The following is a 16,497-nucleotide window of genomic DNA, read 5'->3' as shown; positions in this document are numbered from 1 at the left end:
GCGAACCGGGTGAGGTTCCCGTCTTCAAGCTGACGCAGGGAGATGACGTGACGATACGGGCCACGTCGGCGCAGGGCGGGGTGCTGATGATCCACGGCTATACGCCGACCGGCATACCGGTGGCGCAGGCACAGCCGGCAACCCTGGTATTCGCCGCCGTGCATGCGGGACGCTATGCGTTGCACCTGCACGGCGACGACGGCAGCCATCGCGAAGTGGCCGCGCTCGAGATTCTTCCCTGACCGGCAGCTTCGCGGGCGGCCTAGGTGACTGGTTGTACTGGCCAGTTCCTTATCGGTGGGGGCATGCGACGGCGACGCGTCCTCCGCTGGCTCCACCGTCCCGCGGAAAGACCGCAAAGGTGCGGCACCGAGTCATTGCGGTGGCGGGCGTGGGGCGGGTCAGCATGGATGCGGTGACGCGTGGCGTGCTGCCGTTAATGCTCGCCGAGTCCGTGGTCATGTTCATCATGGCGCTGTTCCCGAAGCTCGTGACCGTGCCGGCACACTGGTTCTACTGAGGTTCCACTGATGCGACCGCGCCGGCGAGGTGACCGGCGCCGAAGTGCCGGTGTCGGTACCAGCCCTGGGCTAGTCCTAGTCCTGATGCTCGGTCGCCAGTGTCCACTTGGCCTTGCCGCTCAGCTTGGCCAGGTTCAGCGCCTTGTCGGCGGCGGTGAGGGCGGTCATCACGTCGGCGCCGTGCTCGGGAATCATGGCAACGCCGACGCTGACACCGACGCGTACCGAGACATCGCCACTCGACGGGAACGGCGCGGGGACTTCGTCGAGCAGGCGGTCGGCGAACACGGCCACGCCGTTCTCGTCGGGTGCGCGGACGATGACCACGAACTCGTCGCCGCCGATCCGGAACACCATGTCGTCCGGCCCCTTCAGCGCATTGAGCCGCTTGCCCAGCGTCACCAGCAACCGGTCTCCGGCGTCATGTCCGTGCAGGTCGTTGACCGGCTTGAAACCGTCGAGATCCATATAGAGTACCGCGGTCTTCCCGTCGGCAGCCTGGTTTTCCTTCGACAGGAGTGCCGACGCGTGGGCGAGTCCGACGCGGTTGGGCAAGCCGGTCAGCGCATCGTGGCGCGCCATGCGATCGCTTTCGCGTTCGGCTTTCATCGTGGTGACCAGCAGCCGGTTCAGGTGGAATGCGGCGATGCTCATCGCGACCAGGTAGAACGGGATCTGCACCAGCGTCAGCCGCATCACGGTCTCGTCGGTGAGCAAGGCCGCCAGGCAGCAGGGTCCGAGCGACAACAGGATCATGATGGCGACCAGCCGGGGGGGGCGCCGAAGTTGCGGAAGCAGATGCCGCCCACCATCGCGGCGGCGGACAGGCAGGAGAGGGTGGCCGCCACCCAGTCTCAGCTCAGGATGCTGATGAAGACGCCATAGCCGACGCTGGCGCCCCATAGCACCGCAAGCAGGACATAGACATCGGTATAGGTTGACCGCCCCGACTTTGCCTGACCTGAATGGCCCGACGGATGGGCCAATTACAGGGCCGGGAAGCGACATGCGTCGCCTCGCGCGGCCTGTTCCCGCCTGGCCGACAGGCTTACTTGCCTGACTGCGCCGTCAGCTTGCCGAAGTCGGCGTCAAGCCGAGCCAGCGACGTGTCAATGTGGGTACGCCGTGCCTTCAGCCACGCATCCTGCGCGGCGAGCCGCTGCCTGGCCTCCGCCAGCATGCGGGTCATTTCCGCGGGCTGCGGGCCGCCGCTGGTGGCCCGGTTCTTGGTGATGGACAGCGGATTCAATGCCGCGCGGAACTCGGCCTCGGTCATCGGCAGCTCACCCGAGGCATAGCCCTTGTCCTGTCCGGCCGCGCGATATATCTCCTGCGCCTTGGCGTAGGGGAAGTCGCTCGGCTTGATGTCGTTCGCCTTCGCGTAATCCACGATCTCCGACGCGAAATGGTGACCGGCGCGGAACGGCAGCTTGTACTTGCGCATCAGCAGATCGGCCAGTTCCTGCGAGGCGGTCCAGTCGCTGTTCAGCTCTTCGAGCGCGCGGTCGGGATTGAGCACCAGGGCGCCCAGGATACGGTCCCAGTCTTTCAGCACCGTGATGCCGCTGCCGACCATTTCGCTGTTGGGCTTCACTTCCTTGGCGTCGGGCATGCCCGGCGGAATATTGTGGGCCTCGATCACCGGACCCATCGCCAGCGTGATGGCCATCGACGCGTTATGACGCGCGTTGTTCAGCAATCCGGGATTGCGCTTCTGTGGCATCGCGCTCGACACGTAGGTGTTGCCGCCCCCTTCGGACAGCAGGATCCACGGGCGCGACTGCGCATACTGCGTCATTACGTCTTCGATGAAGCTGCCCGCCTGTAGCGCGATGGTCGACACGATCGCGCCCACTTCGACCGGGGCTTCGGCCGACGAGATCTGTGCCGCGTCATAGGCGTTGTCGACCAGGGCCTCGAAGCCCAGGTAGTCGGCCATGCGCTTGCGGTCGAGCGGCCAACTCGTGCCGTTGAGCACCGTCGTTCCCATCGGCGAGCGGTCCACGCGAACATAGGCCTCGCGGATGCGCTGCGCATCGCGGTCGAGCGCGGCCGCGAACCCGAGCAGGTAGTGGCCGTAGCTGTTCGCCTGCGCCGCCACGCCGTTCGTGTAGTTCGGCACCATCGTCGCGGCATGCTTGTCGGCGAGCCCGACCAGCGTCTTCGACGTCCGGTTGAGCTGGTCGGCCAGATTGAGCAGGTTGTCGCGCATGATCGCCGCGCGGTAGGTCGCGTGCATGTCCTGGCTCGAGCGGCCGGCGTGCAGCAGCGTGACTTCGACGCCGGCTGCCTGGATCAACTGCGGCTCGAACGTGATGACGGTGGACGGACGCTTGGCGCCTGGCTGGTTGCCGTCCTGGATCACCTTGGCGACGCCAGCTGCCACGCGCGGCGCCACCGATTTGTCCAGCAGTCCTTCGTCGGTGTTGATGACGGCCGTGGCCTTGTTCATTTCACCCAGCCAGAAAAACTCATCGCGTTTCGCGGCGGTCTGGGCGCTGGCGCCTGCCGTGTAGAGGGCGGCGAGCAGGGCAATGGTGCGGATGCGGGTGATGAGGCGTGGAGTGCGGGCGGGAACGCGCTTCTTGTAGTCGCTCATGTCGGTATGTATCCAATGGGTTTGGTGCCTGTGCTCGCGCTTCGCTGCAACGGATCACGAGTCGCGATTCTACGTGGTGCGAAGACCTCTTGTCGAAGCCGGCGGGCGGCCAGTTGGCAATCCGGCAACATGGATTCTGGCCCCCGTGTCCCGCTGCAAAAGGACGATTACCCCGAGATGTAGGCCACGCCCATAGGCACCATACATTGAACGATCGTTCAGTCTTTTGTGTTGTTCATGCCTCACGAACACAAAGTAAAATTGAACGACACATCGTTCAATGCTAGACTGTGTTCAGATTGGATGAACAAGATAAAATACTGAACACATGGGCATGCCTGACGGAGTAGCGCGCGACATGATCAATGCGGCTTTAGCTGCACTTCGCAGGTCGGCCGGTGTGGAAAGCCAAGTTCAGCTCGCAAACACGGACGATGCAACCGCCACCGATGGCCGTATCGCGCTAAGGCGGCACAACGTCTGCCATCGCTATGAAGTCGAATGGAAGAGTTCGATCAGAAGCGCGACGGCACTAACCCTCGCACGCGCGAAATCGGCCGGCCGCGGTCCCTGGCTTCTTGTTACGCAGTACCTCACTCCGTATCTTGCAAATCAGTGCCGGGAAATCGGGTTGCAGTTCATCGACACAGCTGGCAATGCACACATTGATGCGGACGGCCTTTATATATTTGTCAGCGGCCAGCGTCCAGATGAAGCATCGACCCCGGTGAGGATGCATGGGGGAGGTAATCCTACGGCGCAACGGATGATCTTCGCGCTGCTTTGCCGGCCTTCGCTATTGCGGGCCTCCTATCGAGAGATTGCCCAAGCTAGCGGCATCGCACTCGGCTCGGTGGGTACCGTGTTCAATGAGTTGGCAGAGCGCGGCTGGTTGCTGGAGGCGGCTGCGGCGGCACGTCGGCGCCTGACGGCACCCGATCGGTTGCTCGACGAATGGGTCACCAACTATCCGACCATTCTCCGGCCGCGACTTCACGCTCGGCGTTTCGCAGCACCGGATCCCGATTGGTGGCGGGACATGTCGCTCGCGGAATTGAGAAATGTCTACTGGGGCGGGGAAGTCGCAGCCGAGAAGATGACGGCCTATCTCAAACCCGAGACCCAGACGCTTTATGTAGTACCAGGACACATGTCACAAAGCCTGAAGGAACTCGTGCAAACGCATCGACTCCGTCCGCAGACAAACGGCCCCATTGAGATCCTCGACGCGTTTTGGGAGCGTCAAAGTAGCAACACAAAGCAGCCAGAGCTAGCCCCGGCCGTATTGGTCTATGCGGATCTCATGGCAAGCCTCAGTTCCCGGAACCTGGAAGCTGCAGCGAAAGTCCGCAAAGAAGAAATCCAGCATGTACTTGATCAATTCTGACAGGCCGCTCGACCCGACTACTGTGGCGATTCTCCGCACGGTAGATGGTGTCACCAAAGCACGAGGCCTGACATACTTCGTGGTGGGAGCCACGGCAAGAGATATCCTCCTGACCCATGTTCATGGTCTTAGAGCCACTCGGGCGACCAAGGATGTTGATTTTGCACTTGCAGTCGAGAGTTGGACACACTTCGATGAGATCCGGGACGAGCTAAGTCGGATCGCAGGTTTTCGGGTATCGGATGACATCCAACACCGTCTTTACTATCAGGTCGCCGATCAGCCGCCCTATCCGCTAGACCTCGTGCCATTCGGCGGGGTCGCAACGCCTGAACACCTCGTTGGTTGGCCTCCCGACATGAAGATGCTCATGAACGTGGCGGGCTATCCAGAGGTTGCGGAGGCGGCGGAACAGGTCGAAGTGGCGGAAGGGCTTGTTGTCAATGTGGCCTCGCTTTCTGGACTCGCCTTGCTCAAACTTTTCGCATGGCAAGATAGATGGGAGGAAAGCACAAAAGACGCGGATGACTTGCTGACCCTGATGCGGGCCTATACCGACGCAGGCAACTTTGACCGCATCTTCGAGCTAGCTGATGACGTGCTTACGGAATTAGGCTACGACACTGACGACGCGGGGGCATTACTTCTCGGGAAAGACATTGCGACACTGGCCCGCCCTGACACCTATGCCCAGTGCATCAGGATCCTAGAGACCCCCGAGCTGCTCGATCGACTGTCCATCCACATGGCACGGACAAGGGCCAACGTGGACGAAGCAATGGAGTTGGCGACACGTACCCTCAAGTTGTTTAGGAGAGGGCTCAACTCTCCCGACAAGATGCCCGGGTAGGAATGAGATCGTCTTTGGCTTGCTCGTGCGTGGCGTAGCGCTGGCCATGCACCCGCTCGTTTTTCAGACTGTTGAAGAAGCTCTCGCTCGGGGCATTGTCCCAACAGTTCCCTTTGCGACTCATCGAGCAGACCATGCCGTAATCCACCAGCTTGGCCTGGAAGGCCTGGCTAGCATACTGGGCTGCCTCGGTCCGAGTGGTGAATCAATCCCGATGCGGGCTTGCGGCGGAACCAAGCCATCGCCAGCGCATCTGTCACGATATCTGCCGTCATCCGGGGCCGAATCGACCAGCCAACCACTTCGCGGTTGAACAGGTCAAGCACGATGGCCAGATACAGCCAGCCTTCGTCGGTCCAGATGTAGGTCATGTCCGCCGTCCAAACCTGATTTGGCGCTGCGGGCGTGAAGTTGCGCTCCAGTCGGTTCGGCGCGATCGGCAGCGAGTGCCTGGAATTCGTCGTTGCCCGCCAGCGTCGCTTGTCGCTTGTCGCTTGTGCCGGGCACGAATGCCGTTCTCGCGCATCAGCCGCTCGACCCGTTCCTTGGAGGCTGGGAAGCCTCGCGCACGGATTTCCCGGAGCATGCGTGGCGATCCATATGCGCCTTTGAGCTGGGCATGGGTCGCGCGGATCAACGCCATCATTTGCGTATCGGTCAGGCGCTTGCGCGACGGTGTGCCGCCGCGCTTCCAGGCCCGATAGCCGTTCACACTAACCGTCAGGACATTACAGAGAATCGCCAGCGGATATGTGGCTCGTTCCTGCTCGATCCAGGCGTACTTCACAGAAGGTCCCTCGCGAAGTACGCCGCTGCCTTTTTTGCGATTTCAAGCTCCATCGCCAGGCGCTTGTTCTCCGCGCGCAGGCGCGACAGCTCCATTTGTTCAGGAGTCACAGGCTTGGCACCGGCCCCATTGAGCTTGCCCGCCTCGGCGGCCTTGCGCCAGTTGCGCAGTGTCTGATCAGACACGCCCAATTCCGCAGCCAGCTCTCCTGTCGTCTTCCCGGCACGCAGTTGCCTGACCGCCTGTTCCTTGAACTCCGCAGTGAATTCCTGTTTCGGTATCTTTCGCATTTCGCTTCCTTCCAACTAGTTGAGTTATACCTCACCTCTTGGAAGGCGAAATTTCGGGGGAAGCTCAGTTTTGTGCCACGCACAAGGCGGAAGTCGGGGAACTGCCGTCGCCGCCTCTCGGGCGGCGCGGCGGAGGGTGGCAGTCAGGCGAGGCGGAGGGGCAGGGCGGACGCATCCGGATGCCGCCGGCCGCGGCGAGTAAAGCCGCCCGAAACCCCACTTTCGGAAAACGAAATTGGCACCCGCAGTGAAATCGCCGATGCTTGGAGCCCGCCAAGAAGAGCTGCCGATCCGGCGCGCCGGTCCCGGTCCGCATAGAACAAAGAAGGAGACACCACATCATGATGCAAACGCGCACCGTCGGCGACCTGAAGGTCACCCGTATCCTCGAATACGCGGGTCCCACGCACGATCCGGCTTTCCTGTTCCCCGACATCGACCGCTCGGTCCTGGATGCGCATGCTGGCCTGATGGCGCCGCACCATTGGATCCCTCACATGAACAAGCTGATCGTGACGATCCAGTTCTGGGTGGTGCATGCGGGGACCCATATCATCGTCGTCGATACCGGCGTGGGCAACTTCAAGCCGCGCGCGGGCATCGCGCGCATGAACATGCTCAATACCCTGGTGCGCGAATGGATGACCGCGGCCGGGGCGCCGCCGGAGAAGGTCACCCACGTGGTCATGACGCACCTACATGCCGACCACGTCGGCTGGAACACCACTTGGCAGGACAACCGCTGGGTGCCCACCTTCCCCAACGCGCGCTACTACCTCCCCAAGGACGACTTCGTCTTCTGCGAGCAGGGCCGCAACAAGGAGCCGGGCGTGGTGGATGTGTTCGGCGAATCGTTCTTCGACAGCGTGATGCCGGTGGTCGACGCGGGGCTGGCCGAGATGATCGAGCCGGGGCGTGAGATTGCCGATTGCCTGCAGGTAGAGGCCGCGGCCGGCCATAGCCCGGGGCAGGTCGCGTTCCGGGTCCGTTCGCGCGGCGAGGAAGCAATTTTCTGCGGCGACATCCTGCACAGCCCGCTGCAGATCGTACGCCCGGACGTGAACTCCGGCTATTGTATCCGCCCCGACCTTGCCCGCAGCACGCGCCTGACCTTCCTCAACCAAGCCGCAGACAGCGGCGCGCTGGTGCTGCCGGTGCATTTCGGCGAGCCGTACTGCGGCTACGTGCGGCGCCAGGGCCAGGGCTTCCGCTTCGAGCCGGCGGGCTGGTAGCGCAAGGCGCCCGGGCCGCGCCCGCGTCAGGTTTCTCCCGCATCGGGGTTATCATTCCCCGCTACACGATTGAGCCGCGAGACCTGCTGCATGGCTGTTCCCTTCGACATCACCGACTTCCGCCTTTTCGTCAACGTGGCGGAAACACGCAGCCTGACCCGCGGCGCCGAGCGTTCGTTTCTTTCGGTGCCGGCGGTTAGCAACCGCATCAAGAACCTCGAGGACACGCTCGGCGTACGGCTGCTGGAGCGCTCGCCGCAGGGCGTGGCGCTGACGGCGGCCGGCGAGGTCTACCTGCACCACGCGCGCGTAGTGCTGGCCGAGTTGGAGCGGCTCACCGGCAACCTGCAGCCCTTCACCGCAGGCCTTAGCGGGCAGGTCAAGCTGGTGGCCAACACCACCGCCATCACCGAATACCTGCCGCCGGTCATCGGGGTGTACCTCGCCACCCATCCGGATGTGCGCATCGACGTGCGCGAGCGCCTGAGTGATGACGTGGTGCGCGTGGTCCGCGAGGGCGGCGCCGATCTCGGCATCATCTCCGGCAATGTGCCCACCGCAGGCCTGCAGGCAGTGCCCTTCGTCAAGAGCGCGCTGATCCTGGTCGCGCCGCTCGGCCATCCGCTGCTCGCGGAGCCGGCCGTGTGGTTCGAGCAGTCGCTCGAGCATGCCTTCGTCGCCTTGCTCGAGGGCAGCACTTACCAGATGTTCCTGACGCGCGCCGCGGGCGCGCTGCACAAGCCCATGACGATCCGCGTGCAAGTAGCCAGCTACGACGCCACCTGCCGCATGGTGGCCGCCGGCGCCGGCATTGCCATCATGCCCAAAGCCGCCTTCGCGCGCCTCAAGGGCGAGCAGCGCATCGGCTGCAGCGACCTGCGCGATGACTGGGCCCTGCGCACCTTCCAGGTCTGCGCGCGGGACCTGGAAGGCTTGTCCAGCTTTGCGCGCGAGTTCGCGAACCGCCTGATCGGCCACTACGCGCCCGCCGGCGACGCGGGCTAGCCGCGGGGGACGGCGGGCCACCTGTCACTCTTCCCGCCCACCCAGAGCGCCTTCTCTTCGCCTTCCTTTCACCGTTCGCCTTCGCACTCGGCACAGCGCGCGAGGCGCTTCCCCGTTCGTCGCGCATGGTATGAGCGACGTTCCCGCCAGACCTTTACGGCATTCCTAGCCCAGTCTTTAACGCAGTGCTAAGGGTGCTTGCAAATCGCGAAATTGTTTGGCCGGCAGGTGCATGGCAATCTTGCCGTACCCGATAACAACGACGCGAGACATGATCGACAAGCTCTACGCAACAGCGCGCGAGGCGGTGGCCGACGTGGCCGACGGCGCCACCATCGCCATCGGCGGATTCGGCGGCGCCGGCATGCCTGACGAACTGATCGATGCCCTGGTCGAACAGGGTGCCAAGGATCTCACCGTGGTGAGCAATAACGCCGGCAACGGCGACACCGGCCTCGCCGCGCTGCTCAAGGCGCGCCGCGTACGCAGGCTGATGTGCTCCTTTCCGCGCCAGCGCGATGCCTATGTCTTCGAGGCACTGTACCGCGCCCGGGAGATCGAGCTCGAAGTGATTCCCCAGGGCACGCTGGCGGAGCGCCTGCGCGCGGCCGGCTGCGGCATCGGCGGCTTCTATACGCCGACCGGCCACGGCACGCTGCTGGCGGCAGGCAAGGAAGCGCGCCGCATCGGCGTGCGCGACTACGTGCTCGAGTATCCCATCCACGTCGACGTGGCCCTGATCAACGCCGCAGCAGCCGACCGCTGGGGCAACCTCGTCTACAACAAGACCGCGCGCAACTTCGCACCCGTGATGGCGATGGCCGCCACCACCACCATCGCCGCGGTGACGCGCGTGTGCGAACTGGGTGAACTGGACCCCGAGGCCGTCGTCACGCCCGGCATCTTCGTCAAACGCCTGGTGCTGCGCGGCGGTGTCTGCCCGCCGCCGATGTGCGGGCTGGAAGGCGCGGCGGCAAACCTACAGACAGGCGAAAACGCACAGGCAAGGTGAGGCAAATGGACCAAGTGGCAAGAAACCTGCTGGCCGCGCGCGTCGCGCGCGACATCCCCAACGGCGCTTACGTCAACCTCGGCATCGGCCTGCCCACGCTGGTGGCCAACCATCTGCCGCGCCACCGCGAAGTCATCCTGCACAGCGAAAACGGCGTGCTGGGGCAATGGTCGGCCGCCGAACCCGGCCAGGAAGACTGGGAGCTGATCAACGCCGGCAAGGAAGCGATCCGGCTGGAGCGCGGCGCGGCCTTTTTTCATCACGCCGACGCCTTCGGCATGATGCGCGGCGGCCATCTCGACATCTGCGTGCTTGGCGCCTTCCAGGTCTCGGAACGCGGCGACCTCGCCAACTGGCACACCGGCGCGCCCGACGCCATCCCCGCTGTCGGCGGCGCCATGGACCTGGCCATCGGCGCCAAGCAGGTGTTCGTGATGATGGACCACCTGACCAAGGACGGCGCGAGCAAGCTGCGCCGCCAGTGCAGCTACCCGCTCACCGGGATGGCATGCGTGGGCCGCGTGTACACCGAACTCGGCACCTTCGCCATCGGCCCGCGAGGGGTGTCGGTCATCGAGATCGTCGGCGACATGTCGCCGCAGGCGCTGCAGTCGGTCACCGGCGTGGCGCTCGACTTCACGACGATGGTCATGGCCGAGTACGCCTGAGCACCGGGCGGGAGCCGCGCGCGGCAGCGGGACCAAGACAAGACAGAAGAGCCAGAACAGACAGGAGACAAAAATGACAGGTTGGTACAAGGCTGGGAATGCCCAGCAGAAGAAGACGTTCTGGGCCTGCTATTCCGGCTGGGCGCTGGATTCCTTCGACATGCAGATGTTCAGCTTCCTGCTGCCCGCGCTAACCGCGGCGTGGGGCCTGAGCAAGGCCGAAGTGGGCGTCCTGGGCACCGTGGCTCTGGTCGTCACTGCCATCGGCGGCTGGGGCGCCGGCATCCTCAGCGACCGCTACGGCCGCGCGCGCATCCTGGTGTTCGCCATCGTCTGGTTCACGTTCTTCGGCGTGCTTGCCGGCTTCGCGCAGTCGTACAACCAACTGCTGGTCGCGCGCACGCTGCAAGGGCTGGGCTTCGGCGGCGAATGGGCCGTCGGCGCCGCGCTGATGGCCGAGGTAATCGACCCCAAGCACCGCGGCAAGGCCATGGGCTTCGTGCAATCCGGCTTCGCCCTGGGCTGGGCGCTGGCGGTGGTGGTGGCCACGGCGCTGCTGGCCTGGCTGCCGCATGACCTGGCCTGGCGCGTGGCTTTCTGGAGCGGCGTGATCCCGGCCTCGATCGTGCTCTTCATCCGCCGCCACATCAAGGACTCGGCCATGTTCGAGCGCGCCAGGCAGAGCCGCACGGCGCGCGCTTCGCTGGCCTCGGTGTTCAGCCGCCAGTACGCGCGCTCGCTGATCCTCTCCAGCGTACTGGTGATCGGCCTGCAGGCCGGCTGCTACGCCATCCTGATCTGGCTGCCCTCGCTGCTCGCCCAGCGCCAGGTAGCCGCGTCCTCGATGATCGTCACCGTATTCATCATGTCCTTCGGCTCGTTCTGCGGCTTCGCCGTGGCCGCAGACCTGGCCGACCGCATCGGCCGGCGCCCCACGCTGATAGGCCTGGCCGTGTGCGCGTGGATCGTCACCACCAGCTATATGTTGCTGCCGTTAAATCCGGTGCTGGCTGCTGTGCTCGGCTTCCTGGTCGGCTTCTCCGCGATCGGTATGTTCGCCGCGCTGGGGCCTTTCCTGAGCGAGATGTTCCCCACCCAGGTGCGCACCACCTGCATGGGTTTCGCCTACAACGTCGGCAAGTCTGTGGGCGCGGGCTCCGTCGTCGGTGTCGGCGTGCTATCCACCCACATCGGCCTAGCAAACGCCATAGGCGCCTTCTGCCTGGTGGCCTATGCCATCGCCGTGTTCGGCATCCTGCTGTTGCCCGAGACACGAGGCATCGCCATCGAGCACATCGGCGCAGCGGAAGGTGCCAATACCGAGACCCGCGCCGCGACAGCGCTCGCCGAGCCCACGCGGGCGCATACTTGATGCGCGGCGCCGGCAGGCGCGCACCACACAGAACTGATTCATACCAAGAGGAGACACGATGATCCGCATGCTGTACCTGCTGGTGAAGCCAGAAGGCATGTCCGATGCCACTTTCCGCGCCGAATGCCGGCGGCACTACGACATGTCGCACGACGTGCCGGGCCTTCACAAATACGAGGTCCGACTCGTTGCCGAGCAGCCCACCGACACCCACGTGCCATTCTTTAACATCGGCCACGTCGATGCCATCGGCGAATGCTGGTTCGAGAACGAAGCGGCCTACGCCACCTATATGGCTTCCGACACCCGCAAGATTTGGTTCGAGCACGGCAAGACCTTCATCGGCCGGCTCAAGCCGTTCCGCACCGAGACGGTCGGCGACGGCGCGGGCTGAGCTGGACCGGCCCCAGCTGTCCACTACCGGGCGGGCCCACCCTACAACCACCCTTCAAGGAGACACCATGCTTTACCACGTACAGATGGACGTGAAAATCCCCGACTCCCTGCCGGCCGAGCGGGCCGACGCCATCAAGACCGCGGAGAAGGCGCGGGCCATCGAGATCCAGAAATCCGGGAAGTGGCCTCACCTGTGGCGCGTCGTGGGCCGCTACGCCAACGTCAGCATCTTCGACGTGGAGAGTAACGATGAACTGCACGCGCTGCTGTCGTCGCTGCCGCTGTTTCCTTATATGACCATCCAGGTCACGCCGCTGGCGCAGCATCCGTCGGCGATCTGACGGTGGTCTAATGGCGGCGGGGCAGGCGCTGGCCATGCCGCCTCCGACCGCCCAACCGCTCGGTACGCGAGTCGCCGAAACCCGGCGACTTGACCGCGCAGCTCTTCAGCGCGCCGAGCAGGTTGTTGACCACGAGAGCTCGCAGCAAACCTAAGCAGTCCGCAGTTCACGCTCCGTGTGTGACGCTAATGGGCCTTCCTGCGGGCGAGCCCTGGTTCCAATTGACTCCGGAATCACGGTCGGCACATATGTGGCCGGCATGTGGCTGGGCCTGGACCTCCCCGCAAGCGCATCTCGCACGCGCCCAGCCTGGGCAAATATCTTCCGCAAGGGCGCCTACCGCAGTCGGGCTACAAGGTGAACATCAGAGGCGCGTCATGCCGAGCGGCAAGCATCGTCCAGGAACGCGCCGAAGCCAGCGAGCGGAAAGGCTGTGGCCAAGAGGGGCCAATCGCGAAGAAGAGGCGGGTGCGCCGACGGTCCCCCTCAACCCACATGACGACAACGATGACAACGGAAATTGAGCGGGTGGACGCGATCCGCTGGATCCGGGCGCAGATGCTCGATTACGGGCTGACGATGGAGGAGTTGGACGCGAGAGGGTGCTTTGCGCCGCCGCCGAGCCCGCGCTCGGTCGGCTACCGCAATGCCGAGGGGCCGTGCTGGGACGGGCTAGATGCCGGACTGCCCGCGGCGCACGGTCAACGCCGGGCAGATGGCGGAGCATTTCCGCGTCCGATCATGCGAAAAACCGGCGCAAAAGGGACTCATGCAAATAGATTATTTCAATGAAAGGACCCGTCGGCGGTTGGCTATTTCTCGGTAAGCCCTTTGGCGTGCAGCCAGGCCCGCCAGGCCTGATCCTCAATTTCATACGAGCCACGGGATTCCTTCCACACGATCTCCCTTTCGCGCAGTGCATCTATGGCGTTCTGCACCGTGCCGGCGCTGACCGAAACATCGCTGGCCACCAGTGCTTTGTAAGCCGTCATTGCGTTCTCGCCAAACGGCGAAAGCTGCCCAGTTTTGGCACTCATCACCCGCACTACGGCTTGCTGCAAAGGCGTTAGGGATTCGTAGTCGCTTTCGACGTCCTGCCAAACCCAATCCTGGACTAGATGTGCATCATTCCGAAGCTGCTCACTGAGGTTCTGGGAGTTCTGCGCGAGCGCTATCTCGCCGATCAGGCTGCGGAGCAATTCGGCACGATGCCCGAGCATTTCGAAGGCCTCGTAGACAGCGGCTGGGTCCAACTGATTGTCGGCGGCGAGCGCAAGGTTTACGCTCGCCGTGTATTCGTCAGTGAACTCACGATCCAGCAGGGGGAAGGGCGTCACGCGTGAGCCGTAGAATGGCATCCTCGCGTTCATCACAAGGTGAGCGAGTTTGTCGCGGCTGGAGCCCGTGAACGCGAGCATCAGATTCGGAGCCGCCCCGGACAGGTTCATAGCATCGCGAGCGGCCTTCAGGCCAAACATGGCCTCCAGCCCCGGCGCGGTGGTGAGAGCGTGCTGCGCTTCATCCACGATCAGCAGGACCGGCTTCCTGCCTGTCTCGTGCAGCGCCTCGAGCACCTGCGTCAGCGTGACCCCCGATGGTAGTCCTGTGACAGACAGGTCCAAGCCGAGCGTCCCCAAGACGGTAACCTTTGTCAGCCCGATCGCTTTTGCCGCCTTCGTAACCACGCCGTCGTAATCGGCAATGCGATGCTTGATCGCGTCGGCGATCAGCTCGGCGGGGTCATGGGCTTTGTTCGACCAAAGGTCGACGTAGACGGTTGTCCAGCCACGGTGTTCGGCGGCGGGGATGAGGTCCTCCCGCAGGAACGTAGACTTGCCCACGCGCCGTTGCGCGGCAAGAAATAGGACCCAGCGCGCGCCCAACAGGCCCTCACCGGACAGGGCAGAGCAAAAGCTCGCCGCTAGCGCCGGGCGGTGGAATGTGTACCTTGCAGAGGCGGCGGAGGCTCTACTAAGTGCTCTATGATGCATTTATAGTCATTTATTTTCGCACGATAAATTATCGTTTACAAATAAATAACGATAAATGCTGAAAAAGACACTCGCAGAACTGCGTTCGACGCAAGGGCCTAAGCGAAACGTTGTGATATCTGAACGGCCGGGCCGCTGTTCGAGGGGAGGGGCGGCAAATTCGTTTGAACGACTGCGGAATTGTGCGGCAAGTTGTTGCCCTGTTGTGCTTGGCGCCGCGCACGCGGCATCGACTCATTGCAATCGACTCTACTGCCAGCCGCTGAAAACCTCGCGAAATGGGTACTAGATAGCTATCAGATACTCTAACTGCCCCTCACGATCTCTACTTTTGATAAGAAAGATTATCAAGAATAGATAAAAGTGATGCACGACGTACAACAAGATGTCGCTTGCCGCCCGCACGCCAACCCGCCAGCGCGCCCTGGCCTAGATGTGAAGCATCAAGACGTTATCTCTCGACGCAGGACGTCTGGTCATGGGCGCAAGGCCGCCGATGCCGCTATGTGGGCGATGCCAGTTGTAGTGATGCTGCCAATGGGTTAGCACTTGGACACGCTCCTGGGCATTCTGATAGGTCCAGGCATACGCCCAGACGTGGATCTGGTCAACTCCATGTTAGATGCTGCCATCGAGAGGGTCGCGCCCCGGCGGTGACCAGCCTATTGTGCGCTCAGACCGTGGTGCGCTTGACCCCGGCCGCGGAGGCGAAGCGTATGCGCGCGAGCCTCACGATTCCCCCAGTATTCGCCGATACGGCTTATGTCTCGTCGCACTGAGTTTGGTGTGGTTCGATTTGATTCGAGATCAGTCATTGGTCATCCACTAGCGTCTGGGCGATTGAGACGGCCACTCACCGAGGACCAGATTGAAGAACCCAAATTGTCGCCGCACCAGTGGCCCACTTTTTGTAGATAGTCAGATGGCTACGATTGAATCGTCGGCCATTCCGCGGGAATGCTTCAGACCCCCCGGATTGGCAATGAACCAAAAAAAGCCCTCCGCGCGGAAGGGCCCAGTGCTGCTCAATGCTTCGGGAGAACCCCAAGCTTCGGCGGTGTGTCGATTCAGTCCAGCGAGATCTTGGCGTGGTCGATCACCTCACCCCAGCGCTTCCCTTCCTTTTCTATAACCTGAGTCATGTCTGTACTGGAGCCGGGGTACGGTCGGGCGCCTTGCTCCGCCAGCTGGGAAATGAAGCGCTTGTCTTTGGTCACGATCAGCAGAGTATCCTGAAGCTTCTTCACTACCTCAGGCTTGGTACCGGCAGGTGCCATCAGGCCGTACCACGATTCGACAACCGCGTCCTTTACTCCTGCTTCGGCGAAGGTAGGTACGTCGGGAATAGCAGGATCGCGCTTTTCGCTAGCGACAGCCAACAGACGGACCTTCCCTGCCTTCACAAAAGGAAGCACGTTCGGCAGATTCGCGAAGATCAGTTGTACTTGCCCGGAGAGCAAGTCGACACCTGCAGGACCAGCGCCCTTGTACGGTACGTGTACGAAGTTGGCTCCCGTTCTGGACATGAACAGTTCACCGATGAGGTGGTTGATGGAGCCCATCCCCGCCGAGGCCATATTCAGCTTGCCGGGACTTACTTTCGAATAGTTGATCAGCTCCGAGACGTTCTTCGCGGGAGTTTTTCTGGATACGGCTAGGACATTCGAGACTGTCGAGAACATTCCAATAGGAATGAGCTTCTTGGGATCGTATGAAAGCCTCTTGGTAAGGAGAGGCTGAACGGCTTGTCCCATGGAACCCAGCAACAGGGTATATCCATCGGGGGTGGCCTTGGCGACGAATCCCGCACCAATTGCACCACCAGCGCCGGCCTTGTTGTCGACAACGACTGGCTGAGCGAGCATTTCCCCCATATGCTCGGCTACCAGGCGCCCCATCATGTTCACCGTACCACCAGCCGCAAAGGGCACAACCAACATGATCGGCTTCGATGGATAGGTCTCCGCGCGAACACCCACGGAAAGTGCGGCGACCGACATGAGAACCACAACAGACTTCAACATAACCTGCGTCTCCTTAAGCATC

Annotated in this window: 16 protein-coding genes and 2 pseudogenes; 12 read left to right on the top strand and 6 right to left on the bottom strand. The window is 62.9% G+C overall.

From position 1 onward, the window contains the following. The first annotated feature begins 47 nt into the window (after positions 1-47). Together A9975_RS14165 and A9975_RS14160 are read left to right on the top strand one after the other, a co-directional pair. Positions 48-242 (top strand): hypothetical protein, encoded by a 195-nt coding sequence (locus A9975_RS14165; protein ID WP_183033340.1) that lies wholly within the window; start codon positions 48-50, stop codon positions 240-242. 119 nt (positions 243-361) lie between these two features. Further along, positions 362-520, top strand: coding sequence for a hypothetical protein (locus A9975_RS14160; protein WP_370564616.1), 159 nt, complete (start codon positions 362-364; stop codon positions 518-520). A gap of 76 nt (positions 521-596) precedes the next feature. On the opposite strand, the gene A9975_RS14155 is transcribed toward A9975_RS14160, so the two are convergent. After that, on the bottom strand, positions 597-1,277 hold the full coding sequence (locus tag A9975_RS14155) for a GGDEF domain-containing protein (RefSeq protein WP_255503211.1): 681 nt from the start codon (positions 1,275-1,277) through the stop codon (positions 597-599). Positions 1,278-1,569: 292 nt separating this feature from the next. Further along, entirely contained in the window at positions 1,570-3,120 is a 1,551-nt protein-coding gene (locus A9975_RS14150) for a lyase family protein (RefSeq protein ID WP_183033339.1), read from the bottom strand. 334 nt (positions 3,121-3,454) lie between these two features. On the opposite strand from A9975_RS14150, the gene A9975_RS14145 reads away from it, so the two are divergent. Further along, entirely contained in the window at positions 3,455-4,507 is a 1,053-nt protein-coding gene (locus A9975_RS14145) for a type IV toxin-antitoxin system AbiEi family antitoxin (protein ID WP_183033338.1), read from the top strand. Next, positions 4,488-5,357: a nucleotidyl transferase AbiEii/AbiGii toxin family protein gene (locus tag A9975_RS14140; RefSeq protein WP_183033337.1), complete on the top strand. Its 870-nt coding sequence runs from the start codon at positions 4,488-4,490 to the stop codon at positions 5,355-5,357. Before A9975_RS14145 ends, A9975_RS14140 begins: the two co-directional genes overlap by 20 nt. 4 nt (positions 5,358-5,361) lie before the next feature. Here the strand turns inward: A9975_RS14140 and A9975_RS14135 are convergent. After that, positions 5,362-6,434 (bottom strand): annotated as a pseudogene (locus A9975_RS14135) (IS3 family transposase); the annotation flags it as partial. Positions 6,435-6,775: 341 nt separating this feature from the next. Between A9975_RS14135 and A9975_RS14130 the strand changes: the two are divergent. The 8 genes from A9975_RS14130 (at position 6,776) to A9975_RS14095 (ending at position 13,252) form a co-directional block, all read left to right on the top strand. After that, on the top strand, positions 6,776-7,666 hold the full coding sequence (locus A9975_RS14130) for an MBL fold metallo-hydrolase (protein ID WP_183033336.1): 891 nt from the start codon (positions 6,776-6,778) through the stop codon (positions 7,664-7,666). Positions 7,667-7,756: 90 nt separating this feature from the next. Then, positions 7,757-8,671: a LysR family transcriptional regulator gene (locus A9975_RS14125; protein WP_183033335.1), complete on the top strand. Its 915-nt coding sequence runs from the start codon at positions 7,757-7,759 to the stop codon at positions 8,669-8,671. Positions 8,672-8,942: 271 nt separating this feature from the next. Next, positions 8,943-9,683 (top strand): 3-oxoacid CoA-transferase subunit A, encoded by a 741-nt coding sequence (locus tag A9975_RS14120; protein ID WP_183033334.1) that lies wholly within the window; start codon positions 8,943-8,945, stop codon positions 9,681-9,683. Positions 9,684-9,688: 5 nt separating this feature from the next. Continuing rightward, entirely contained in the window at positions 9,689-10,351 is a 663-nt protein-coding gene (locus tag A9975_RS14115) for a 3-oxoacid CoA-transferase subunit B (RefSeq protein WP_183033333.1), read from the top strand. Between the two features lie 73 nt (positions 10,352-10,424). After that, positions 10,425-11,723: an MFS transporter gene (locus A9975_RS14110; protein ID WP_183033332.1), complete on the top strand. Its 1,299-nt coding sequence runs from the start codon at positions 10,425-10,427 to the stop codon at positions 11,721-11,723. A gap of 58 nt (positions 11,724-11,781) precedes the next feature. After that, positions 11,782-12,117, top strand: coding sequence for a 4-methylmuconolactone methylisomerase (locus A9975_RS14105; protein WP_183033331.1), 336 nt, complete (start codon positions 11,782-11,784; stop codon positions 12,115-12,117). Positions 12,118-12,184: 67 nt separating this feature from the next. After that, a complete protein-coding gene (catC, locus tag A9975_RS14100) occupies positions 12,185-12,460 on the top strand; it encodes a muconolactone Delta-isomerase (protein WP_183033330.1) in 276 nt (91 codons plus the stop codon). Between the two features lie 495 nt (positions 12,461-12,955). Then, a complete protein-coding gene (locus A9975_RS14095) occupies positions 12,956-13,252 on the top strand; it encodes a hypothetical protein (RefSeq protein WP_370564610.1) in 297 nt (98 codons plus the stop codon). 20 nt (positions 13,253-13,272) lie between these two features. On the opposite strand, the gene A9975_RS14090 is transcribed toward A9975_RS14095, so the two are convergent. The 3 genes and pseudogenes from A9975_RS14090 to A9975_RS14080 all read right to left on the bottom strand — a co-directional run bounded on the left by A9975_RS14090 (position 13,273) and on the right by A9975_RS14080 (position 16,475). Beyond that, positions 13,273-14,301: a hypothetical protein gene (locus A9975_RS14090; RefSeq protein ID WP_183033329.1), complete on the bottom strand. Its 1,029-nt coding sequence runs from the start codon at positions 14,299-14,301 to the stop codon at positions 13,273-13,275. A 579-nt stretch (positions 14,302-14,880) separates the two neighbouring features. Continuing rightward, a pseudogene (locus tag A9975_RS14085) lies at positions 14,881-15,045 on the bottom strand (integrase core domain-containing protein); the annotation flags it as partial. A 473-nt stretch (positions 15,046-15,518) separates the two neighbouring features. Further along, the gene (locus A9975_RS14080) at positions 15,519-16,475 is read right to left on the bottom strand and encodes a tripartite tricarboxylate transporter substrate binding protein (RefSeq protein ID WP_183033327.1); all 957 of its coding nucleotides are present in this window, start codon (positions 16,473-16,475) and stop codon (positions 15,519-15,521) included. Positions 16,476-16,497: the final 22 nt, after the last annotated feature.

Origin of the sequence: Cupriavidus sp. UME77, assembly GCF_014170355.1 — a bacterium.
Taxonomy (GTDB): domain Bacteria; phylum Pseudomonadota; class Gammaproteobacteria; order Burkholderiales; family Burkholderiaceae; genus Cupriavidus; species Cupriavidus basilensis.
This window is presented reverse-complemented; position numbering and strand designations above follow the sequence as displayed.

Bases quoted from the DNA above. Each gene is read 5' to 3' on its own strand.
- A9975_RS14155 (WP_255503211.1), bottom strand. From the start codon at position 1,277: ATGATCCTGTTGTCGCTCGGACCCTGCTGCCTGGCGGCCTTGCTCACC.
- A9975_RS14150 (WP_183033339.1), bottom strand. From the start codon at position 3,120: ATGAGCGACTACAAGAAGCGCGTTCCCGCCCGCACTCCACGCCTCATC.
- A9975_RS14145 (WP_183033338.1), top strand. From the start codon at position 3,455: ATGCCTGACGGAGTAGCGCGCGACATGATCAATGCGGCTTTAGCTGCA.
- A9975_RS14140 (WP_183033337.1), top strand. From the start codon at position 4,488: ATGTACTTGATCAATTCTGACAGGCCGCTCGACCCGACTACTGTGGCG.
- A9975_RS14130 (WP_183033336.1), top strand. From the start codon at position 6,776: ATGATGCAAACGCGCACCGTCGGCGACCTGAAGGTCACCCGTATCCTC.
- A9975_RS14125 (WP_183033335.1), top strand. From the start codon at position 7,757: ATGGCTGTTCCCTTCGACATCACCGACTTCCGCCTTTTCGTCAACGTG.
- A9975_RS14120 (WP_183033334.1), top strand. From the start codon at position 8,943: ATGATCGACAAGCTCTACGCAACAGCGCGCGAGGCGGTGGCCGACGTG.
- A9975_RS14115 (WP_183033333.1), top strand. From the start codon at position 9,689: ATGGACCAAGTGGCAAGAAACCTGCTGGCCGCGCGCGTCGCGCGCGAC.
- A9975_RS14110 (WP_183033332.1), top strand. From the start codon at position 10,425: ATGACAGGTTGGTACAAGGCTGGGAATGCCCAGCAGAAGAAGACGTTC.
- A9975_RS14105 (WP_183033331.1), top strand. From the start codon at position 11,782: ATGATCCGCATGCTGTACCTGCTGGTGAAGCCAGAAGGCATGTCCGAT.
- catC (WP_183033330.1), top strand. From the start codon at position 12,185: ATGCTTTACCACGTACAGATGGACGTGAAAATCCCCGACTCCCTGCCG.
- A9975_RS14095 (WP_370564610.1), top strand. From the start codon at position 12,956: ATGACGACAACGATGACAACGGAAATTGAGCGGGTGGACGCGATCCGC.
- A9975_RS14080 (WP_183033327.1), bottom strand. From the start codon at position 16,475: ATGTTGAAGTCTGTTGTGGTTCTCATGTCGGTCGCCGCACTTTCCGTG.